23 protein-coding genes are annotated in these 20,796 nt (G+C 38.3%); 8 read left to right on the top strand and 15 right to left on the bottom strand.

Features of this window, described 5'->3' with window-relative positions:
- The coding region (locus tag QT76_RS08365; protein ID WP_195741865.1) for a hypothetical protein at nucleotides 1–257 on the top strand (257 nt) is incomplete at its 5' end.
- A gap of 144 nt (nucleotides 258–401) precedes the next feature.
- The gene (locus tag QT76_RS03010; RefSeq protein WP_080242459.1) at nucleotides 402–1,238 is read left to right on the top strand and encodes a 5'-3' exonuclease; all 837 of its coding nucleotides are present in this window, start codon (nucleotides 402–404) and stop codon (nucleotides 1,236–1,238) included.
- Nucleotides 1,239–1,345: 107 nt separating this feature from the next.
- Here QT76_RS03010 and QT76_RS03005 read toward each other — a convergent pair whose 3' ends face one another.
- Complete coding sequence (locus QT76_RS03005; RefSeq protein ID WP_033616527.1) at nucleotides 1,346–2,596, bottom strand: hypothetical protein; 1,251 nt, start codon at nucleotides 2,594–2,596, stop codon at nucleotides 1,346–1,348.
- Nucleotides 2,597–2,763: 167 nt separating this feature from the next.
- Between QT76_RS03005 and QT76_RS03000 the strand changes: the two genes are divergently transcribed.
- The 4 genes from QT76_RS03000 to fur all read left to right on the top strand — a co-directional run bounded on the left by QT76_RS03000 (nucleotide 2,764) and on the right by fur (nucleotide 5,795).
- On the top strand, nucleotides 2,764–3,630 hold the full coding sequence (locus QT76_RS03000) for a DnaJ family protein (RefSeq protein ID WP_033616526.1): 867 nt from the start codon (nucleotides 2,764–2,766) through the stop codon (nucleotides 3,628–3,630).
- A 9-nt stretch (nucleotides 3,631–3,639) separates the two neighbouring features.
- The gene (locus QT76_RS02995) at nucleotides 3,640–4,011 is read left to right on the top strand and encodes a heat shock protein transcriptional repressor HspR (RefSeq protein WP_000332999.1); all 372 of its coding nucleotides are present in this window, start codon (nucleotides 3,640–3,642) and stop codon (nucleotides 4,009–4,011) included.
- Entirely contained in the window at nucleotides 4,008–5,183 is a 1,176-nt protein-coding gene (locus QT76_RS02990) for a replication-associated recombination protein A (RefSeq protein WP_033616525.1), read from the top strand. Before QT76_RS02995 ends, QT76_RS02990 begins: the two co-directional genes overlap by 4 nt.
- 159 nt (nucleotides 5,184–5,342) lie before the next feature.
- Nucleotides 5,343–5,795, top strand: coding sequence for a ferric iron uptake transcriptional regulator (gene fur, locus QT76_RS02985; RefSeq protein ID WP_000824996.1), 453 nt, complete (start codon nucleotides 5,343–5,345; stop codon nucleotides 5,793–5,795).
- A gap of 19 nt (nucleotides 5,796–5,814) precedes the next feature.
- Here fur and QT76_RS02980 read toward each other — a convergent pair whose 3' ends face one another.
- The 13 genes from QT76_RS02980 to rpsO all read right to left on the bottom strand — a co-directional run bounded on the left by QT76_RS02980 (nucleotide 5,815) and on the right by rpsO (nucleotide 15,920).
- A complete protein-coding gene (locus QT76_RS02980) occupies nucleotides 5,815–6,312 on the bottom strand; it encodes a DUF2147 domain-containing protein (protein ID WP_033616524.1) in 498 nt (165 codons plus the stop codon).
- Nucleotides 6,309–6,845: a YhcH/YjgK/YiaL family protein gene (locus QT76_RS02975; RefSeq protein ID WP_033616523.1), complete on the bottom strand. Its 537-nt coding sequence runs from the start codon at nucleotides 6,843–6,845 to the stop codon at nucleotides 6,309–6,311. Before QT76_RS02975 ends, QT76_RS02980 begins: the two co-directional genes overlap by 4 nt.
- A gap of 28 nt (nucleotides 6,846–6,873) precedes the next feature.
- Nucleotides 6,874–7,731 (bottom strand): flagellar motor switch protein FliY, encoded by an 858-nt coding sequence (fliY, locus tag QT76_RS02970; RefSeq protein WP_033616522.1) that lies wholly within the window; start codon nucleotides 7,729–7,731, stop codon nucleotides 6,874–6,876.
- Nucleotides 7,732–7,734: 3 nt separating this feature from the next.
- Nucleotides 7,735–8,799, bottom strand: a complete 1,065-nt coding sequence (gene fliM / locus QT76_RS02965) for a flagellar motor switch protein FliM (RefSeq protein ID WP_000763568.1) — start codon at nucleotides 8,797–8,799, stop codon at nucleotides 7,735–7,737.
- Entirely contained in the window at nucleotides 8,792–9,559 is a 768-nt protein-coding gene (locus QT76_RS02960) for an RNA polymerase sigma factor FliA (RefSeq protein WP_033616521.1), read from the bottom strand. The genes fliM and QT76_RS02960 overlap by 8 nt, the downstream gene beginning before the upstream one ends.
- On the bottom strand, nucleotides 9,537–9,851 hold the full coding sequence (locus QT76_RS02955) for a hypothetical protein (protein ID WP_001265943.1): 315 nt from the start codon (nucleotides 9,849–9,851) through the stop codon (nucleotides 9,537–9,539). The genes QT76_RS02960 and QT76_RS02955 overlap by 23 nt, the downstream gene beginning before the upstream one ends.
- 4 nt (nucleotides 9,852–9,855) lie before the next feature.
- Nucleotides 9,856–10,740, bottom strand: a complete 885-nt coding sequence (ylxH, locus tag QT76_RS02950; RefSeq protein WP_001064459.1) for a flagellum site-determining protein YlxH — start codon at nucleotides 10,738–10,740, stop codon at nucleotides 9,856–9,858.
- Entirely contained in the window at nucleotides 10,737–12,113 is a 1,377-nt protein-coding gene (gene flhF / locus QT76_RS02945; RefSeq protein ID WP_001991968.1) for a flagellar biosynthesis protein FlhF, read from the bottom strand. Before flhF ends, ylxH begins: the two co-directional genes overlap by 4 nt.
- Entirely contained in the window at nucleotides 12,110–12,598 is a 489-nt protein-coding gene (gene folK / locus QT76_RS02940) for a 2-amino-4-hydroxy-6-hydroxymethyldihydropteridine diphosphokinase (protein WP_033616520.1), read from the bottom strand. Before folK ends, flhF begins: the two co-directional genes overlap by 4 nt.
- A complete protein-coding gene (locus QT76_RS02935; protein ID WP_033616519.1) occupies nucleotides 12,598–13,671 on the bottom strand; it encodes an aminopeptidase in 1,074 nt (357 codons plus the stop codon). Before QT76_RS02935 ends, folK begins: the two co-directional genes overlap by 1 nt.
- Before the next feature lie 13 nt (nucleotides 13,672–13,684).
- Nucleotides 13,685–14,188, bottom strand: a complete 504-nt coding sequence (aroQ, locus tag QT76_RS02930) for a type II 3-dehydroquinate dehydratase (protein WP_000699284.1) — start codon at nucleotides 14,186–14,188, stop codon at nucleotides 13,685–13,687.
- A 129-nt stretch (nucleotides 14,189–14,317) separates the two neighbouring features.
- Complete coding sequence (locus tag QT76_RS02925; RefSeq protein WP_033616518.1) at nucleotides 14,318–15,607, bottom strand: O-antigen ligase family protein; 1,290 nt, start codon at nucleotides 15,605–15,607, stop codon at nucleotides 14,318–14,320.
- Between the two features lie 40 nt (nucleotides 15,608–15,647).
- Nucleotides 15,648–15,920: a 30S ribosomal protein S15 gene (gene rpsO / locus QT76_RS02920; RefSeq protein ID WP_001207116.1), complete on the bottom strand. Its 273-nt coding sequence runs from the start codon at nucleotides 15,918–15,920 to the stop codon at nucleotides 15,648–15,650.
- A gap of 143 nt (nucleotides 15,921–16,063) precedes the next feature.
- On the opposite strand from rpsO, the gene flhA reads away from it, so the two are divergent.
- Nucleotides 16,064–18,265 carry a flagellar biosynthesis protein FlhA gene (gene flhA / locus QT76_RS02915; RefSeq protein ID WP_033616517.1) on the top strand — a complete coding sequence of 734 codons (2,202 nt, stop codon included), beginning with the start codon at nucleotides 16,064–16,066 and terminating at the stop codon, nucleotides 18,263–18,265.
- A 30-nt stretch (nucleotides 18,266–18,295) separates the two neighbouring features.
- A complete protein-coding gene (locus QT76_RS02910) occupies nucleotides 18,296–19,339 on the top strand; it encodes a 3',5'-cyclic-nucleotide phosphodiesterase (RefSeq protein ID WP_033616516.1) in 1,044 nt (347 codons plus the stop codon).
- A gap of 785 nt (nucleotides 19,340–20,124) precedes the next feature.
- Here QT76_RS02910 and hsrA read toward each other — a convergent pair.
- The gene (gene hsrA, locus QT76_RS02905) at nucleotides 20,125–20,796 is read right to left on the bottom strand and encodes a response regulator-like transcription factor HsrA (RefSeq protein ID WP_001264984.1); all 672 of its coding nucleotides are present in this window, start codon (nucleotides 20,794–20,796) and stop codon (nucleotides 20,125–20,127) included.

Here is a 20,796-nt window from a genome sequence, read left to right as displayed (position 1 = left end):
GATACAAATTGATTGATATAAGATTAGATGGAGATATTGAAATTTTTGCCCAAATAGACAACGAGAATCAAAAAATTAATAGGGTCAATTACAACCATTATAATAGTGGATTTGTGCCAATCACTCAAAATGAAGCCCTATACATTTTAGAAAAGCTATTAGACAAAGACAATCAAGAAATCATTTTAAAATCGCAAGATTCTCGCAGTATTTCTTCAAGGTTACCCATCAAAATTCCTTTGTATAAAAACAGATAATATGAACAAATCAACACTTTTTACAAATAGAGCCTTAAAATAACTTATTATTTGCTATATATTTACTATAATAGTTTAACTTTTGAAAAGAGAAATTCAACTTAAGGATTAACCATTAGACAAGCGTTTAACAAAACAAGATTCATGCATTCAAGAACTCTTTTACTAGACATTGATTGCGTTATCCCTAATATTGTTAGGCGTTTGCTCTCTAATAAAACGCTCCCTAAAAGATTCGTTGCTTATAGCTTGCAAGAAGTGGGCGTTATTTTTCTCACCACTCAAATTTTATCTATCATGCGCAAGACCCGTTGCTCTAAAACGCTTTTTTTTATCACTAGGGGCAGAGAGAGTTTCCGCTACCAGCTGTGCGATCATTACAAACAAAAACGCCACCAATTTGATGAAGATTTTAAAGCCCTTCTAAGAACCCTAAAAATCGCCATCGTGGAAAAATACCCCCTAAAAAAAGGGGCTAAAATCCAGGGCGAACATTGTTTTGAATATGAAGCCGATGATATTATCTCTTTTTATAAAAAGAAAGACCCCAACAATTATGTGATAGCCAGCATGGATAAGGATATTTTATATTCCAATAGAGGTTCTCATTTCAACTTGAAAACCAACGCTTTTTTTAATGTGAGTCAAAAAGAGGCTCATTTTTTTGCTTATTACCAGTGCGTTGTGGGGGATAAGGGGGATAATATTAAGGGGGTCAAAGGGATTGGCGGCTTCAACTATAAAGATTTTTTAAACGAAGACGCTAAAGAGCATGAATTGTGGGAGCAAATCATTCAAGCATTCAAAATTAAAGAAGATTTGAGCGATAGCGAAGCCAAAGAAAAGGCTCTATTAAACATGCGTTTAGTCAATATGCACCAGATGACCCACCATGGCGTGATCAAACTATGGGAACCTGAGTTTAAAAAAACTTTTTTCCCTAAAAAACCCCAAAGACCTGATTTTAAAAGAATTTCTTAAAACAAAAACTTCTTTTAATATTGATTTTTAAAAAGAAGAAATTATCGCTTACTTTATCGCTTACTTTTGGCAAGCCCTTTGCTATTGATTGCAAAAATGGCATTTTTTTAAAACAAAAACTTCCCAAAAAAGACAAAAGAACTATCTCCAAGGCTTTTTCTCGTGGCTTTAGAATTATAAGCATACACATACCCCCCACCCATATCAAAAGACAAACTCCTATAAGTCCAAACCCTAAAGCTGCTCATTAAAGAATATTCTTGATAATCCCCAAAAGCCACCATCGCGTCTAAACGCACCCTTTTAGTCTTAAGCCCTAAAAAAACATAGCCTGAAATGCTAGAGTTAGCAAAATAAATCGCTGGCACGCCGGGTGCATTGATCCCACGGCCATAGAATTTAGTCCTGTCATTAAAAGTCCATAGATAGCCCTTATTGTTCCTTGCCGGAACGATATAAAAACCCGTTCCAAAATTAAAAATTTGGTATTTAAAAGTTTGATCGATCAAAAACAAACCGGCATTTTTAGCGTTGGTGGCACTATCAGTGTTGCCGTATTGATACATGCCATGCACTAGAGTGCGCGAAGTGAAACCCTTAGCTAAAGAAGCGTCATACTCCAACTTACCCCCCACTTGCACTAAAACGTTTTGAGTGGGCAAAGGCAAGCGGGTGTCCGTTAAAATAAAAGGAACCACTTTAAGATTTTCATGCCTGTATTCTGCGCCCAAAACAAACACTTCCCCCCCTACATACAAGCGTTTAGACACAGGATCATAAGACGCTAGAGCGTTTAGGGAAGTAGCGATTCGATTCCCTTGCTCTTTATTGATCTGATGCCCATTATAAAGCATGCTATCCATAAAAATCCCAAAATAACGCATGGAATTTTGCTTGAAAGCCACAGAGACCCCTTGAATATTGCCCCCTATCCAATCAAAATCCACAAAATCGGTATTGAAACGCCCTAAAGCGATTTTAAAACGCTGGTTAGCGTATTGAAGATACGCATCAGAAACATCGCCAGCGCTCAAATAAGGTTTAACATTTTTAGAACTACCAAAAAAATTCCCTAGACTGATGTAAAGGTTAGCCAAACGCTGTTTGTTATAAATATTCCAAGCCCCAATCGCTCCAATACCAAAGGACCACCCATTGCTATAAGAAAAATCCACCCCAAGACGCGCTAAAGCCCCCACATAGCTGTGAGGGTTTTTTTGCGCCCCTTGATTATACAATAGCCCCAGATAGCCAAAAGGTTTGACTGCAATTTCTAAAGCTTTCAAAGACAGACCATTTAAAAAAAGGATCCCTAACGCTAAATAATAATATCTTTTCTTATTTTTCTTATATTGCATTAAAAACTCATCGTGGATTTAAACCTAGTATTTTAATGAAAATTCCTTTTAATTGCACTGAAACGGGTTTAAAATCTCAATGACCACTAAACATTATCAATAAACTTGATTGACTAACACTAAAGATTTATGATAGTATTCTAATAAAACTATTTTAAAGGTGATTCATGAGTAAGAGTTTATACCAAACTTTAAATGTGAGCGAAAACGCCAGCCAAGATGAAATCAAAAAATCCTACCGCCGTTTAGCTAGGCAATACCATCCGGATTTGAATAAAACCAAAGAAGCCGAAGAGAAATTCAAAGAAATCAACGCCGCTTATGAAATTTTGAGCGATGAAGAAAAACGCCGCCAATACGATCAGTTTGGCGATAACATGTTTGGGGGGCAGAATTTCAGCGATTTTGCCCGAAGCCGTGGTCCTAGTGAAGATTTAGACGATATTTTAAGCTCTATTTTTGGGAGAGGAGGCTTTTCACAAAGATTTTCTCAAAACTCGCAAGGCTTTTCTGGCTTTAATTTTTCCAATTTCGCCCCTGAAAATTTAGATTTGACCGCCACTTTAAATGTCTCTGTTTTAGACACCCTTTTAGGCAATAAAAAACAAGTGAGCATCAATAATGAGACTTTTAGCCTTAAAATCCCTATCGGCGTGGAAGAGGGCGAAAAAATCAGGGTTCGCAACAAGGGGAAAACGGGGCGAACGGGTAGGGGCGATTTGCTCTTAGAGATCCATATTGAAGAAGATGAAATTTATAGGCGCGAGAAAGACGATATTACCCAAATCTTTGATTTACCCTTAAAAACGGCTCTTTTTGGAGGGAAAATTGAAATCGCTACTTGGCATAAAACCTTAACCCTAACCATTCCCCCTAACACCAAAGCGATGCAAAAATTCCGCATCAAAGACAAAGGGATTAAAAACAGAAAAACTTCGCATGTGGGGGATTTGTATTTGCAAGCTCGTTTGATCTTGCCTAAAACGGAAACGCTTTCTAATGAGTTAAAAGCGTTATTAGAAAAAGAATTGTAAGGAGGAATCGTGTGCGATTATGATGAACCGCTTTATTTGATCAGCGTCGTGGCTAAAATCTTAGGCGTGCACCCTCAAACCTTGCGCCAATATGAAAAAGAGGGTTTGATAGAGCCTAGCAGGACTGATGGGAAAATGCGCTTGTATTCCCAACGAGACATGGACAAAATCAAAACGATTTTACGCCTTACAAGGGATATGGGGGTTAATCTAGCGGGCGTGGATATTATCTTGCGCTTAAAAGAAAAGCTTGATGAATTAGACAATCTCAATAAAGAATTGCAAGACGCTCTGCAAAAACACTCTAAAAACACCAAAACCCCAACGAAAAATTTAAACACCCCTACGAATTTTTACGAATTGATTTTATTTAAAAAATGAGCCTGACTTCGCTTTTAAACCCCACAAGCCTAGAAGATTTTTTAGGCCAAGAGCATTTAATAGGGAAAGACGCCCCCTTATTTAAAGCCCTACAATCCAAACACTTCCCCCATGCCTTTTTCTATGGCCCTCCTGGCGTGGGTAAAACAAGCCTGGCTCAAATCATCGCTCGCTCCCTAGAACGCCCCATCCTTTTGTTTAATGCGACGGATTTCAAATTGGAGGATTTACGCCTTAAGCTTAAAAATTACCAAAACACCCTTTTAAAACCCGTTGTTTTTATTGATGAAACCCACAGATTGAATAAAACCCAACAAGAATTTTTACTCCCCATTATGGAAAAAGATCACGCTTTAATCTTAGGGGCTAGCACGCAAGATCCTAATTACAGCCTAAGCCATGCGATCCGATCAAGAAGTTTTACTTTTGAATTAACCCCCTTAAATAAGAGCGATTTAGACAGGCTTTGCGATAAGGCTTTAACATTGTTAAAAAAACAAATAGAGCCTGGCGCTAAAACTTATCTTTTGAATAACAGCGCTGGCGATGCCAGAGCGTTATTAAACCTCTTAGATTTGAGCGCTAAAATAGAAAATCCTATCACTTTAAAAACGCTCAAATCCTTACGGCCCCATAGCCTAAATGACGGATCTTATAGCGATGATACGCATTATAACCTCACTAGCGCGTTAATCAAGTCTTTAAGAGGGAGCGATGAAAACGCCTCCATTTATTATCTGGCGCGCTTGATTGCTGGCGGGGAAAACCCGGAATTTATCGCCAGAAGGCTGGTGATTTTTGCGAGCGAAGATATTGGTAACGCTAACCCAAACGCCCTTAATTTAGCCGCTTCTTGCTTGTTTTCAGTCAAACAAATCGGCTACCCTGAAGCGCGCATTATTTTAAGCCAGTGCGTGATTTATCTGGCTTGTTCGCCCAAGTCTAACACGGCTTATAGAGCGATCAATCAGGCCTTAGATTGCGTTCAAAAAGGCTTACTCTACCCTATTCCTAAACACCTGCTACCTAACGCTAAAGACTACCTTTACCCGCATGATTATAACGGCTATGTCAAACAAGATTATTTGGAAAAACCCCTAAATCTGGTTTCTTCTCAAGGCATAGGGTTTGAAAAAACCCTTTTAGAATGGCTTGATAAAATAAGAAATTGATCTTATAAGTTACATTAAAATGCGACAATAGTAATAAAAAATCAATATTTTTTGATTAAATTAAAATAATAATGAGTTTTATCTATGTTTCATCGCATTATTATTGTATAATAATATTCTAGTTATAAAAATCATTTTACGGATAAGGGAAATATCAGCATGAAAAGATTAGAAACTTTGGAATCCATTTTAGAGCGCTTGAGAATGTCTATCAAAAAAAACGGACTCAAAAATTCAAAACAGAGAGAAGAAGTGGTGAGCGTTTTGTATCGCAGCGGCACACACCTAAGCCCTGAAGAAATCACGCATTCTATCCGCCAAAAGGACAAAAACACCAGCATTTCTTCAGTCTATCGCATTTTGAATTTCTTAGAAAAAGAAAATTTTATCTGTGTTTTAGAGACTTCAAAAAGCGGCCGGCGTTATGAAATTGCGGCTAAAGAACACCACGATCACATCATTTGTTTGCATTGCGGTAAGATCATTGAATTTGCAGACCCTGAAATTGAAAACCGCCAGAATGAAGTCGTTAAAAAATATCAAGCCAAGCTGATCAGCCATGACATGAAAATGTTTGTGTGGTGTAAAGAATGCCAAGAGAGTGAATGTTAAAAAATTTTAAAGGAGAATCTTAGATAGGGCTATCTTTAATAGTCTTAAGGACTTCATTCAAGTCAAAACGCTTGAGTTTTAGATTTTTGATTTCTTCATCGCTCAAGCGTTTCCAAGTGAAAGTTTTGCCGACATACCCCCATTTATCATAGCTTGAAGTGAATTCTAAATCCCCGTTTGAACTTTGAGTGACTCTCACATAGTAAGTCTTGCCGTCATAAAAATTATACGCTTTACCGCCTTTATAAGATCGTTTTCCAACCTTAATCAAATCGCTTAAAAACACCACGCCTTTATCGCTGCGATTCCTTAGCTTTGGGTTAGGATTGAGTTTGTCTTTTTTGGCTTTAGAGCCATCCACATCAGAAATACCATAAGCATAGAACTTCCCATTATGCTCAAAAAACTCCACAAAAGAGCTTTTCATGTATAAAAATTCCTGAGTTTGATAAATTCCAGGCAACTCTACAGCCCCTAAAAAACAACAAAAAACTATAACAAGACTCACCAATTTCATAATTTTAATTTGATCAATCCTTTAGGCGCTTTAACGACCGCTTTAAAAATCGGCTCTTCCCTATATTTTTCAAAAGACTCTCCATAAAACCTCAACGCATGTGCATCGTTTTCAAAAAAAATAGCCAGCATGCCCGCATCCAAACGCAAAAAAGAAGCTTCACTAACCGGCTCATAAACGATCAAATCTCTTTTTTCATCATAAGGGGTTTTAATGGTGGCTTGATTGATACCCACCACTTTAGCCCCCTCAACGCCTTTGACAATCAGCTGGAAATCCACATATTGTTTGTGGCTTTCAAAAAAACCTCTCTCGCTTTCTTTAACATGTTCTAAACAATAACTCTGCTCTATGCTAAAAATGCCATGCCCTAAAGGCACTTGAAATTCTGTATTAGTAGCGAGATTTAAAACCCTTTGATTCGCTTTACTACCCTTTTGCATGACCTCTTTTAAATACTCATGCAAAATTTCTAATTCTTGCGTTTTTTTAAACAAATGCCCAAGAGAGCTTAATTCCCCAAAAATAGCCATAATCCTTCCTTTTTTACTCTAAAATGGTTTAATTTTTCAGTTGCTCTAAGCGTTCTTTTTTAGTGCCAATATCCGTGATTTGAATGCCAAAATTCCCATCCACGATCACCACTTCGCCCTTAGCGATCACCTTATCATCTACAAGAATTTCCAAAGGGTCATTCACCAATTGATCCAACTCCACCACGCTCCCTATATCCATAGAAACCACATCTTTTAAAATCATCTTTTTTTGACCGATACGCACCTTAACGTTCAATTTCACATCCAAAAGCATGCTGATATTGCGGATTTCTATGTTTTCTAAAGACGCATCGTGGGTTTTAGTCTCTTCAGTAGCACTCTGTGTCGTTTCTTCTTTTTCTTCTTGATGCGTTTTTTCAAATTGGTCCTCAAACGCTGAAGTGATCAATAAAACGATTTGGCTTTCTTTAATGGCTTCCATTTTAAAAGAAAACACCATCGCCTTAGCGTAATCTTCTTTTTTAGGAAGCTCCTTAGCGATTTCAGCGTTCGTGGTGGTGAAATTGAGTTTAGGGAGCAATTCTTGAGATTTCAAGCTCGTAGCGATCGCGCCAAAAATATTAGAAGCCATTTCTTTAAAAGCGTCTAAATCGTCATTATCCATTTCTTCCTTACTCGCCCCCTCACCTCCTAGCATCAAATCGCTTAAAGCGGTAACTAAATCTACCGGAGCCAGTAATTCAATAGGACTTTCATTTTTTTCAATCGCGCTAATCTTAACCCTTGCATAAGGCAGGCTGATTAAACTCGCTTCTTCATTGTTAGAAATTTCTTTTTCTAATCCCACGCTCGGAGCCTTACCCACTAACCCTTCTAAAGTAGAGACAACCTCTTGAATAAAAATCTTAATAAAATCTTGCATTTCTCACTCTTCTTCTATTTTCATAATATCGCCCACTTTGCCTCTGCGCTGTTCTTCTAGCATTTCTAAAATTTCTTTAGTGCGCTCTTTTTCGCTATAGATCACTTCTTTAATTTGAATGGTTTTCCTATACCCTTGAAACCCCACGCTCGCTAAATAACGCTTTTTTTTATGCACATACACGCTCACTTCATCATTAGCGACTTTATTCAACCGGATAGTATCCCCCACATCTAAATCCAGCATTTCTTTCAAGCTCAATTCCACCGCGCCCAAAAACACGATCATATCCACGCTCACCCCACTCAATAACGCTTGCAATTCCTTATTACGGCTCTTTTTAGAGTTCGTCTCTGAAAGCATCAAATCCCTACTCCCCATTTTAGAAAGAATGCTCTCAATGGAAATCACCGGGTAACAAATATTCATCATCCCACGGCTATGCCCGATAATAATCTCTAAAACCACCATGATAGAAATTTCATTTTGAGCGACGATTTGGACCACATTCGCACTGGATTCTTTAGCGTCAATGGTAGGATACATCTCCACCACGGGCGACCACACTTCTTTTAAAATTTGCATCACCTGGCGTAAAATCGTATCCAATAAATTCAATTCAATATCGCTAAACTCCCTGTTTTGATCATACGCGCTCCCCTTACCCCCTAATAGTCTGTCAATCATAGGGAAAGCGATGCTAGGATTAATCTCTAAAACCCCCGTTCCTCCCATAGGCTTCATGGAAAAGACATTAAAACTCGTAGGGCTAGGCAAACTCATCAAAAATTCGCCATAAGTCATTTGATCCACGCTGTGGAGCTGAATCTCTACAATAGAACGCATGATAGAAGAAATTTGACTGGAAAGATTCCTAGCCATTTTATCATGGATACTCCTAAAAGAACGCAATTGCTCCTTACTCACACGATTAGGGCGCTTGAAATCATAGAGGGTTACGCTGCGTTGCGGGATAATATCCTTTTTTTGGACATTTTGAATATCCACATTCTCATCAACAACTTCTAAAAGTGCATCAATTTCTTCTTGGCTTAAAATATCAGCCATGATCCACTCCTAAGGATTTACGCACCTTTTTAATCACTTCTTTAATGATTTGAGAAATGCGCGATTCAGTAATGCCTAAAATCTCTTTGATCTCGCTCAAATTCAACTCTTCAAAGTAATAAAGCTGGATAAGGATTTGCTCTCGTTCGCTCATTTGATTTAGCGCTTTTTGGACATGCTCTAACAGCTCTTCTGCTTCAATCTTTTGAGTGATTTCATCTTGCTCAATCGCATTGAATTGCTCATCTATTGGCACTAACGCATAAATATCTGAGGCCGTTTTGGCTTCTCTAATCTTTTCAATATTCTCGCCTAAAACTTCCGCTAGATACGCATCGCTAGGCTCTTTCCCATGCTCATTAAGGTGTTTGGTGATTTCAATATCAATGCTTTTAATGAGTTTCCTATTAGAGCGAGAAATCACATCTAAAGAACGCAAATAATCTAACATCGCCCCATTGACACGAGTTTTAGCATACCCCCAAAAAGAATCGTTTAACGCGCTCTCATAACGCCTGGCTAATTTAATCAATTCTTCAGTGCCAATAGAAACCAGATCGTTAAAATCAATAGAGCTGGGCAAGCGCTCTTTTAAACGAAACGCCATAGCGCGCACGGCTGGTAAATACTGGATAGCGAGTGCGTCTTGATGGTGGTGTTGTTGCTTGTCATAGGCGTTCAAAACCTTTTCTATATTTTTTTCGCTCGCTTCAGTTTTTTGAATTTCTTTGGGCATTCTATTTTCCATCATCAAAATCATAATTTCTAATGTAATTTAAAATACTAGCCACTTCTTTTTCTCTGTTTTTAAACTCATGGTTGAAACGGAGCAAACTCTCTTCAGTGCCTTTTTTATCAAAAAGACAAATATCTAAATCCGTGCAAGCGATAAAAATAGACGCAAACAACAACGCGATCAAGTATCCCCCAAGCGTGGATAACACCGTCCATAATAAAATGCTCTCTGGCTCATTGAATTTCAACACCGAAAACACTAACCCTAAAAAAAACCCTACCACAACAGAAAAATGGATAAAATTTTGAACTCTCATCAGTCTACCCCAAATACTTCAAAAGCCTTTTGAAAAAGCTTTTCAAACCTTCTTTTGGTATTTCTAAAGCGCCGGTTTCTAATTTAGAAACCAAAAGACCCGCTATCTGATCAATGGATTGCGAAAACAAATCGTTAGGGGCTATTTTTCTTAAAATCTTTCGTTCCCTCACATAGCGTTTCAATAAGGAGCTGTTTTCAATCGCCCCTAAGTAATGCAATTCTAATGAAGCGATATTGTTTTTAGCCACTTTAAACAGCCTTTCATAAGTCGCCCTGCCCTCTTTAGGTTGGGCTACCATGTTAGCGATAAGAAACAATTCATCTTTATTTTTGGAGTTGATTTTAATGCATGCATACGCATCCGTAATCGCTGAAGGATCGGGTGTGGTAACAATCACCACGCAATCGCTCGCATTCAAAAACGCTTGTGTAGTAGCTCCAATCCCAGCGCCTGTATCAATCACAATATAATCCAAAGAGCTTAAAACCCCCTCTTCATCCACGAATTGATCTAAAGCTTCCGCGCCGCTAATGTATTTTAAAATTTCTTCACCGCTATCCCCGGGAATTAAGCAAAGCCCGGGTTCAATCTCGCAAATGATTTCTTGCAATTTAGCTTCACCTTTTAAGGCGTGCAAGATATTTTTATGGGTTTTCACCCCAAAAATCACATCTAAATTCGCTAAACCAATATCCGCATCAAACACCCCTACCTTATAACCTTTCTTGTATAAAGAGTAAGCTAAATTAGCGCTAATATTGGATTTCCCCACGCCTCCCTTACCGCTTGTGATAGCGATGAATTTGGTATTCCCCTTATTATCAAAAAAACTTTTAGGGTTTTTAATATTCATCAAATTATCTAAGCGGCTCGCTTGATTGTTCATGCTTGTTCCTTATTAGGGTTACTAAAGCCATCTAGCATGCAATCCACTAAATACTCATTAGTAGCCACTTTCAAATCCATAGGCACTTCTTGGCCGACAGAAAGATAGCTGATAGGTTTTTGGCTTTCATGCACTAAAGAAAACAAATTCCCTAACCCCCTACTCTCATCCAATTTCGTAAAGATTAAAGTGTCAATCCCTAACACCCCAAAAGAATCATAAATATCTTTCATGTCTTCATACTTAGTGGTAACCGAAAGCACTAAGGACACATCAATATTATAACCCCCATCTATAAATTCCTTCAAACCGGCAATTTTTTCTTTATCGTATTGCGAATGCCCTGTCGTATCCACTAAAATAAAATCGCAGTATTCCAAAGCTTCAATTTCTTTAGCAAAATCCTTAGCGTCAATCACCGCTTCTATACTCATTTTCATTTTATTAGCATACCAGCTTAATTGCTCCAAAGCCCCAATGCGATAATTGTCTAAAGTGATAATGCCCACTTTGTATTTTTTCGCTAGCATTCTAGAATAGCGTGCGGCTAATTTGGCTAGAGTCGTCGTTTTCCCCACGCCTGTTGGTCCTACAAGCATTAAGATGCGTTTTTGCCTCAAATTCAAATCTTCAGGGCGGCACAAAATCATTTTGCGCAACACTTCTCTAAAATAACGCTTGATCGTTACGGAATTTTCCCGCATGCGTAAAGGCATCAATTCCAGGCTCAATTGCATGATTTCATCTAAATGGCTGGATTTCATCCCGCTTTGTTTGGCCAGTTTGTAAATTTCTGCAAATTCTTGGGGGATATTGACAGAATTGGGGTTTTTCTCATCCCAAAACATGTTTTGAATGAGTTTCAGGCTGTCTCTGATTTTACTTAATTGCAAATTGATGTCTTTAATCTCTTCTTCTTGTTTGACTTCTCTTTTTTCTCTTTCTTTTTTATGGTTGGCTTCATCTTTTAAGGCTTGCAATAAAGCGTCCTGCTTATTAGCCTCTAAAGGCGCATCCTCTAACGGGGCGTCTTTTTCTAAAAGGGTCTTATTTTTTGAAAAACTATAGTTGCGCTGATTAGATGAAACCCCGGCGAGTTTGCGCATTTCTTCTACAGTGCTTGAAAGCTGCATGACCACATCTTCTTCATTCAATTCTTCATCATACAAACTTTCTGGAATAAGGGGGGCTTTAGGGGGCTTGTTTTCGCTCTCTTCTTCAACCGCCACAACGATTTCATAAAGCCCAGAAGAAGTGAGCGTTTTTTTACGGATTTCTTGGGTTTTAAACACCAGCGTATCCACCCCATGGTGGCTTTGAGCGATCTTTAAAGCTTCAGCGGCCGTCTCCCCACTATAGGTATAGAATTTCACCACTCCCCTTTTTTAAAAAGCATTTGTTGCAAAGTTAAAGGCACTAACACCGAATCCCTTTCACTCCATTTAGGATGAGGTAAAGTCAAATCGTTCTGCCTTAAAATGACTTGGTTGAAAGCGATAATATCAATATCCAAAGTTCTTGGAGCGTCTTTAAAATCGCGCTTCCTTTGGCGCCCAAAACGCCTTTCTATATAAAAAACCAGAGCAAAAAAATGGCGCAAACTTAAAGATGTTTTAAGAATGATCGTAGCGTTATAAAAGTTGGGTTGATTAGTGTAACCAAAGGGCGGATTGATATAAATGGGCGAAGAAAAAATTTTCCCGATTTTACTATGATTTTTAAAATATAAAAAACAATTTTTTAATATTTTTAAAGGGCTTTTAAGATTAGATCCCAACCCTAAAACCACCCTGTTAGAAAAATCAAGCCTTTTTTTAAAAAGGCTAGGGAAAAAGCGGCTAGTAAGGATCTCTCGCATCACAAAAGCTCAGCCCTAGAATTTTTGATCACCACTAAATCTTCAATGCGTACCCCAAAAAATCCAGGGATATAAATCCCAGGCTCTACAGAAAACACCATGCCCTCTTCTAAAATGGTTCCACTGCGCGATGAAATATAGGGAAGCTCATGAATGTCTAAGCCAATGCCATGCCCGGTGCTGTGAGTGAAATACTGCCCATAACCATAATCGCTAATCACCCCCCTAGCCAAGCTGTCCGCTTCTTTACCGGTCATGCCCGCTCTAATGCCTGAAATAGCCTTTTCTTGCGCTTCTTTCACAATGTCATAAATCTTTTGACGCTCTTTATCCTTGAAACTCTGCTCTCTTTTGAAGACAAAATCTTTAGGGTCAAAAAAAGCCGTGCGAGTCCTATCTGAGCAATAGCGTTCGTATTTGATCCCCATATCCAAAAGAATGCTATGCTCCGCTTTTAAAAAATCCTTCGCGCTAGGCAAAGCATGGGGTTTGCTCGCGTTCGCATTCAAGGCTAAAATAGGCTCAAAACTCAGATCATAAACCCCCTCTTTAGTCAAAAAGTCCTTAACCTTATGCTGCAAATACCGCTCGCTCAAGGATTCTTTTTCATCAAAAATCTTTTTCACATACTCAGCAAAATTTTCAAAAGCTTCAACATTCAACGCTTGAGATTTTTTGAGGAGTTGGATCTCATGATCGTTTTTAATGATGCGTTTTTGGCGGTGGTAACTAGGCACGCCCTCTAAAATAACCTTATTCCCAACCGCTGAATCCAAACGCTTATAGGTTTGTAAATTCACTTGATTGGGGTCAAAAAAGAGCTTTTTAACCGAACTCTTTGCGATCAAATCAATCGTGCTTTGCACTAAATCGCTGGATTCTACCACTTCCGCTAAAACGCCATTTTTAGGCTGAATGCTTTCTCTAGCTTCTTGAGTGTAGCGAGAATCAGTGATAAAAAACGAGCGATCGTCTAATTGCAAAAACAAAGCGTTATCGCAACTATAAGTGCATTCAAAAAACATCGCGTTCTCATTGAGCGTGAAATGGGAGTCTCTTTCTAATCCTTTCATGGGTAGCCCCCTTTTATTTTTGATTGTTAATGGGGTTATTAGGGTTGTTTTTTTGGGCTTCTTGGAACGCTTTCATTTCGGCTAAAATATTGACCATCGCCATTAAAGCCATGTTGTAGCCAAGCGGGCCAAATCCCATGATCACGCCTCCACAAGCCGCTCCAGTGTAAGAATTTTTCCTGAATTCTTCTCTGGCTTGAATGTTAGTGAGATGCACTTCAATAACGGGTTTGCCCGCTAGCATGATCGCATCCGCAATCGCAATAGAAGTGTGCGAAAACGCTCCTGGGTTAATGATAATCCCTTCATAATCGCTGCCCACGCTCTCTTGGATTTTGTCAATGATTTCGCCCTCAAAATTGGTTTGAAAAAACTCTAATTCCACATCTAAATTGCCTTGTTTCACGAAAGTTTGCATGATTTCATGGATTTGGTCTAAGGTTACCATGCCATAAAGTCTTGGGTCTCTGTGTCCTAACATGTTTAAATTAGGCCCTTGAATCACTAAAATTTTCATTAATTTATTTCTCCTTGTTGAATATGGAATGAAACCACATTATAGCATAAGTTTTTATCTTACCCCTTAAATCCCCCTAAGAACGCACCACAAGAAACTACCGCTTGACTAACATCAAACCCTTTGATGCTAAAAAGCGCTTTTATCCTTTTTTACAAAAACAGCCATCATGACCATTCCTACAAAAAAACTTCCCGTAATGAAGAAATCAAAGGGGTCAAACCCGATGCCAAAAATGAGGTAAAAAGTGAGTGTCGTTAATATAAAAAACGATATTAAAGAGTTTTGCTTGATCCCGCTCCAAAAAATCTTTACAATAACTAATAAAAAAAATAGCCAGATCAAAAAGCCTATGATCCCCCTAGTGGCTAGAACATGAATGATTTGATTGTCGTATCTTTCATAACAAAGAATCAAATCTTTGGCTCTATAAGACTGCGATAGAAACAAAATCTCTTCTAATCTCTGGCATTTCTCGCTAGCGGCCATACCAAAAAAGGGCCTTAAACGCAAAACCGTTAAGGCTTCTTTCCAGCGCTCCAAACGCCACCCAATGCTGCTATCAGCGTCCTTTTTAGCGTAGCGTTTTAAATCTTCTTCAAAGGTTTGGTTTTGAACCCTAGATTGCTCTATTGCCCCCCTTTTTTCTAAAGCGTTACTCCCCACATACAAAGCGCTCAAAATAAGACTCACAACCACCATATAACCCAATGGTTTGAGCGATTTTTTGGCGTATAAAATAAAGCAAGAAAGGATTAAAAAAGTAGCTACAAAAGCGATTGTCGCGCTCCTTGTGGCGCTTAAAATAACGACTAAAAACCCCACAAAAACAGAAAGCGTGAAAAAAAGTTTCTCTTTTTGACTTTGCGAATAAAGCGCATAAATGTAACAGCCTAAAATGGACACGCTCACTAAAACCACATACTCCTTAACCGTGCTAAACCCTTGCGCTCTGGGCATGTTAAAATAAATTTTTTGCACCAATGAAAGCAAGCCGTTGATGAAATTTGCAACAGCCATGCTATAAAAAAGGATTTTTTGATTCAATTTGATTCTTAAACAGCTAGAAAAAAGCAAGCATAACGCCCCGCAAGCATAAGTTAAAGACATGTTTAGAGCGAATAAATTGTAGCGGAAGGTTTGGCTATCATACATGTTAAACATGTTAGGGAAGATGCTTAAAAACACGCCTAAAAAAGCCAGAGTGAGCCATTTAAAAGGCATGGTTTTTAAATGATTGATTCTAAAGGTTTCTTTCAAAGACGCTTGGAAATAACACCTAAAAAACAAAAAAACCATTAAAACAATCAACAGGACTTGAGTTAAAGGTTTTTTAAACGAAGTGAGAAAAAAAAGAGCAAAAATTAAAGTGAAAACAGAGTCCGCACTGAAAAAGGCTTTCAAACGCTCTTTCAACACAAAATCGCCATGATTTAAAATCCCCTAAAAGCGATAGAAACTATCTGTCTTTAATGCCTAGCTTTTCAATCAAAACCACATAACGCGCATGATCGGTGCGTTTGATGTATTTTAACAAATTGCGTCTTTGAGCGACTAATTTCAAAAGCCCTAAACGACTGGAATGATCTTTAGGGTTAGCTTTTAAATGCTCGGTTAAAAGCTTGATCCTTTCATTCAGTAACGCTACTTGCACTTCACAAGAACCGGTATCGTTTTCTTTAGTGGCAAACGCTTTAATGATTTCTTGTTTTTTCTCCAGATTCAAAGCCATAACGACCTCCTAATTGGTATGTTAAATTTAAAAGAGTTGATTATAGCGTAAAATGAGTTTTTTGTGCAAATCCTTTTAAACTTTATACTATAATAAGTCTAAAAGACAAACACACTTACCAAATAAGGCATTGATTTTAGATTATGGCAAACGAACGCTCCAAATTAGCTTTCAAAAAGACTTTCCCTGTCTTTAAACGCTTCTTGCAATCCAAAGACTTAGCCCTTGTGGTCTTTGTGATAGCTATTTTAGCGATCATTATCGTGCCGTTACCGCCTTTTGTGTTGGACTTTTTACTCACGATTTCTATCGCGCTATCGGTGCTAATCATTTTAATTGGGCTTTACATTGACAAGCCTACTGATTTTAGTGCTTTTCCTACTTTGCTCCTCATTGTAACCTTGTACCGCTTGGCTTTAAATGTCGCCACCACTAGAATGATTTTAACCCAAGGCTATAAAGGGCCTAGTGCGGTGAGCGATATTATCACGGCGTTTGGGGAATTTAGCGTGAGCGGGAATTATGTGATTGGCGCTATCATTTTTAGTATTTTAGTGCTAGTGAATTTATTGGTAGTAACTAATGGTTCTACTAGGGTTACTGAAGTGAGGGCGAGATTTGCCCTAGACGCTATGCCAGGAAAGCAAATGGCGATTGATGCAGACTTGAATTCAGGGCTGATTGATGATAAGGAAGCTAAAAAACGACGCGCCGCATTAAGCCAAGAAGCGGATTTTTATGGCGCGATGGATGGCGCGTCTAAATTCGTCAAAGGCGATGCGATCGCTTCTATCATTATCACGCTTATCAATATCATTGGAGGGTTTTTAGTGGGCGTGTTTCAAAGGGATATGAGCTTGAGCTTTAGCGCTAGCACTTTCACTATCCTAACCATTGGCGATGGGCTTGTGGGGCAAATCCCTGCTTTAATCATTGCGACAGCGACCGGTATTGTCGCCACTCGCACCACGCAAAACGAAGAAGAAGACTTCGCTTCTAAACTCATCACACAGCTCACGAATAAAAGCAAAACTTTAGTGATTGTGGGGGCGATTTTATTGCTTTTTGCCACCATTCCTGGACTCCCTACCTTTTCTTTAGCGTTTGTAGGGGCTCTCTTTTTATTCATCGCATGGCTGATTAGCAGGGAGGGAAAGGACGGACTGCTCACTAAATTAGAAAATTATTTGAGTCAAAAATTTGGCTTGGATTTGAGCGAAAAACCCCACAGCTCCAAAATCAAACCCCACACCCCCACCACAAGGGCTAAAACCCAAGAAGAGCTTAAAAGAGAAGAAGAACAAGCGATTGATGAAGTGTTAAAAATTGAATTTTTAGAATTGGCTTTAGGCTATCAGCTCATCAGTCTTGCGGACATGAAACAAGGGGGCGATTTGTTAGAAAGGATTAGGGGTATTAGAAAAAAGATAGCGAGCGATTATGGTTTTTTGATGCCTCAAATCCGGATTAGGGATAATTTACAACTCCCCCCAACGCATTATGAAATCAAGCTTAAAGGCATTGTGATTGGTGAGGGCATGGTGATGCCGGATAAGTTTTTAGCCATGAATACCGGTTTTGTGAATAAAGAAATTGAAGGCATTCCTACTAAAGAGCCGGCTTTTGGAATGGACGCTTTATGGATTGAAACTAAAAATAAAGAAGAAGCCATTATTCAAGGCTATACTATTATTGATCCAAGCACCGTTATTGCGACACACACCAGCGAATTAGTGAAAAAATACGCTGAAGATTTTATCACTAAAGATGAAGTGAAATCCCTTTTAGAGCGCTTGGCTAAAGACTATCCTACGATTGTAGAAGAGAGTAAAAAAATCCCCACCGGTGCGATCCGCTCAGTCTTGCAAGCCTTGTTGCATGAAAAAATCCCCATTAAAGACATGCTCACTATTTTAGAAACGATTACCGATATTGCCCCATTGGTTCAAAACGATGTGAATATCTTAACCGAACAAGTGAGGGCGAGACTTTCTAGGGTGATCACTAACGCTTTTAAATCTGAAGACGGGCGTTTGAAATTTTTAACCTTTTCTACCGATAGCGAACAATTTTTGCTTAATAAATTGCGAGAAAATGGCACTTCTAAGAGCTTGCTACTCAATGTGAGCGAATTGCAAAAACTCATTGAAGGGGTCTCTGAAGAGGCCATGAAAGTCTTGCAAAAAGGGATCGCTCCGGTGATTTTGATTGTAGAGCCTAATTTAAGAAAAGCCCTTTCTAATCAAATGGAGCAGGCCAGGATTGATGTGGTCGTGCTAAGCCATGCGGAATTAGATCCTAACTCTAATTTTGAAGCTTTAGGCACGATCCACATTAACTTTTAATTTAATTTATTAAAATAAAAAAGAAGAATGATGCAAGTTTATCACCTTTCACACATTGATTTAGACGGCTATGCATGCCAGCTTGTTTCAAAACAATTTTTTAAAAATATCCAATGCTATAACGCCAACTATGGGCGTGAAGTCTCAGCGAGAATTTATGAAATTCTAAACGCAATCGCTCAATCTAAAGAGAGTGAATTCCTTATTTTGATTAGCGATTTGAATTTGAATTTAAATGAAGCAGAGTATTTGCAAGATAAGATCCAAGAACACCGCTTGCAAAATAAAGACATTCAAATCCAGCTTTTGGATCACCATATTAGTGGTAAAGAAGTGGCTGAGAGTTTCCATTGGTATTTTTTAGACACGAACCGTTGCGCGACTAAAATCGTGTATGAATTTTTGAAAAAGCATTACGCTCTTTTAGAGCCAAAAAACACAACATGGCTAGAGCCTTTGGTGGAAATGGTCAATTCTGTGGATATTTGGGACACGCAAGGTTATGGCTTTGAATTAGGCAAGGTGTGCATGCGCATGATTAACCAAAGCTCTGAATTGAATCGTTTCATGTTTGATGATGAAAACCGCGATTATAAATTAAAGCTTTTAGAAGAAGTTAAAAACTATTTGTTTTTAGAAAATGCCCCTGTAGCCTATGATAACGATTTGTTCAAACTCAAAAAAATCGCTTTAGGGGGCGACCCTGATACAGAAACGATGGACAATATCTCTTCAAACGCACAAACGCATTTGCTCTCTTTAAAAAAGCATGATTGCAGCGTTTATTACCAGGATAAAAAAGGGTTTTTAAGTTATTCTATGGGGGGTATTAGCGTGTTGGCTAACCTTTTTTTAACGCAAAATCCGGATTTTGATTTTTATATAGATGTGAACGCTAAAGGGAATGTGAGCTTAAGAGCGAATGGGAATTGCGATGTGTGTGAACTCAGTCAAATGTGTTTTAATGGGGGCGGGCATAGGAATGCGAGCGGAGGCAAGATTGATGGCTTTAGGGAGAGTTTCAATTATAGGGACATTAAAGAACAAATTGAAGAAATCTTCAACAACGCTTAAAAATAAGCTGTTTGTAACAAGCTAACAAAAGCTAAAAAGAGTTTAAAAGCTCTTTTTGATAAGGTTTAAAAATTTTCATTCCGTCGTTTTATGGCAAAAACTCATTTTTTAAGGGATAAGGAGTGTTTTAAAATAATTCTCCCCCTACAAATCTCTAACTAACCCCCCTAACCCCAAAAGAGCACTTAAAAATCCATCGCTTGATTAAAATCAAGTTCTTTTAATCATTTGATTGTAAAAAACGCTTTTTTAGTATTTTTAGGTTTTTTAAATTATCATCACACCAACGCAAATAATCATTTTAAGTTATCTCTCTATTTTATTGTTTTTTTGTTGCGGGTATTTGGAGCATGTTAGGGTTTGGGGTAATAGTGGGCGGCTATCTTAAAAAGGAGATGACTAACTATGAAATTATTATTAGCAATCATAGTTTTAATGGTTCTCACAACGCCACTATACTAAAATTTTAGTGCAAGCTAGGGTTTAGCTAGCGTTTTCTTTGTGTATTTTTCTTGTATCCCATAAAAATCCCACAAAAATAAGACTTTTTCAATATCCAATGAAAACAGAGCCAAAGTTTGTATTTTGATAGATATTTAACTCCATGAATTGATACGAATTTATTTGAGTGTTTTTTTAACCAAAACACCTTATCAATCGCAGATGAAATGATCATGCTCCTAGCTAAACACCAACATGACATGAGTGTCTCTATTATCGCTATTAAAATATTTGACTTTACCCGCTTCACACCCTCATTTTAATCTATTTTTAGCAAAAAGAATTTATTCTTCACACGCCGGTTTGGGGTAGCAAAAACGATAGCCTCTGCGCCTTACGGTTTCAACTGTGGAAATCCCCAAGGGTTTATCCATTTTTTGGCGGATTTGATTGATAGCCACTTCAATGACATTAGGGGTAACCATTTCAGGCTCTTCCCAAATAGCGTCTAAAAGCTGTTCTTTGGAGACGATTTGATCCCTATGTCTGGCAAGATGGGTAAGCACTTCAAAAGGCTTCCCTTTGACTTCAACTTCACGCCCCTTGTAAATAATCTTTTCTTCATCAGGGCTAATGGTCAAATCCCCAATTTCAATCACATTAGAACCCCAAAACCTCAAACGAGCCTCAATCCTTGCGACTAAAGCCTTAATGCTGCGGTAAGGCTTAGCGATATAATCGTCCGCACCCTGCTCAAACGCATGGACTTCTTCTTCGCTTGTAGGGTTATCAGAAGAAACTAAAACAACAATAGAAGAATGCTTTTCCTTGATTCTAGAAACAAAACTTAAAGCGTTTTTATCGCTAACCATAACTAAGTCATAGTTCCTAATATCCATAAGATATTCCCCATCCTCTAAACTCTCTGTTACATCAGCCATAAAGCCTTTAACATTTAAGCCCTTTTCAATTTCTCCACCCAAAACAGAATTTTTTTCAATCAGTAGAACGCGCAT

It is taken from the genome of Helicobacter pylori SA37A (assembly GCF_000476015.1).
Taxonomy (GTDB): Bacteria; Campylobacterota; Campylobacteria; order Campylobacterales; family Helicobacteraceae; genus Helicobacter; species Helicobacter pylori_DB.
The sequence above is the reverse complement of the archived record's forward strand: the minus strand, read 5'-3'. Positions and strand labels throughout refer to the sequence as shown.

Excerpts from the sequence above, each read along its gene's own strand:
- flhA (WP_033616517.1), top strand. The coding sequence starts at position 16,064 with ATGGCAAACGAACGCTCCAAATTAGCTTTCAAAAAGACTTTCCCTGTC.
- ylxH (WP_001064459.1), bottom strand. The coding sequence starts at position 10,740 with ATGAACAATCAAGCGAGCCGCTTAGATAATTTGATGAATATTAAAAAC.
- QT76_RS02955 (WP_001265943.1), bottom strand. The coding sequence starts at position 9,851 with ATGAGAGTTCAAAATTTTATCCATTTTTCTGTTGTGGTAGGGTTTTTT.
- fur (WP_000824996.1), top strand. The coding sequence starts at position 5,343 with ATGAAAAGATTAGAAACTTTGGAATCCATTTTAGAGCGCTTGAGAATG.
- QT76_RS02975 (WP_033616523.1), bottom strand. The coding sequence starts at position 6,845 with ATGGCTATTTTTGGGGAATTAAGCTCTCTTGGGCATTTGTTTAAAAAA.
- QT76_RS02990 (WP_033616525.1), top strand. The coding sequence starts at position 4,008 with ATGAGCCTGACTTCGCTTTTAAACCCCACAAGCCTAGAAGATTTTTTA.
- QT76_RS02935 (WP_033616519.1), bottom strand. The coding sequence starts at position 13,671 with ATGAAAGGATTAGAAAGAGACTCCCATTTCACGCTCAATGAGAACGCG.
- QT76_RS03005 (WP_033616527.1), bottom strand. The coding sequence starts at position 2,596 with ATGCAATATAAGAAAAATAAGAAAAGATATTATTATTTAGCGTTAGGG.
- QT76_RS02980 (WP_033616524.1), bottom strand. The coding sequence starts at position 6,312 with ATGAAATTGGTGAGTCTTGTTATAGTTTTTTGTTGTTTTTTAGGGGCT.
- QT76_RS03000 (WP_033616526.1), top strand. The coding sequence starts at position 2,764 with ATGAGTAAGAGTTTATACCAAACTTTAAATGTGAGCGAAAACGCCAGC.
- fliY (WP_033616522.1), bottom strand. The coding sequence starts at position 7,731 with ATGCAAGATTTTATTAAGATTTTTATTCAAGAGGTTGTCTCTACTTTA.
- fliM (WP_000763568.1), bottom strand. The coding sequence starts at position 8,799 with ATGGCTGATATTTTAAGCCAAGAAGAAATTGATGCACTTTTAGAAGTT.
- QT76_RS02910 (WP_033616516.1), top strand. The coding sequence starts at position 18,296 with ATGCAAGTTTATCACCTTTCACACATTGATTTAGACGGCTATGCATGC.
- QT76_RS03010 (WP_080242459.1), top strand. The coding sequence starts at position 402 with ATGCATTCAAGAACTCTTTTACTAGACATTGATTGCGTTATCCCTAAT.
- folK (WP_033616520.1), bottom strand. The coding sequence starts at position 12,598 with ATGCGAGAGATCCTTACTAGCCGCTTTTTCCCTAGCCTTTTTAAAAAA.
- hsrA (WP_001264984.1), bottom strand. The coding sequence starts at position 20,796 with ATGCGCGTTCTACTGATTGAAAAAAATTCTGTTTTGGGTGGAGAAATT.
- QT76_RS02960 (WP_033616521.1), bottom strand. The coding sequence starts at position 9,559 with ATGATTTTGATGATGGAAAATAGAATGCCCAAAGAAATTCAAAAAACT.
- rpsO (WP_001207116.1), bottom strand. The coding sequence starts at position 15,920 with ATGGCTTTGAATCTGGAGAAAAAACAAGAAATCATTAAAGCGTTTGCC.
- aroQ (WP_000699284.1), bottom strand. The coding sequence starts at position 14,188 with ATGAAAATTTTAGTGATTCAAGGGCCTAATTTAAACATGTTAGGACAC.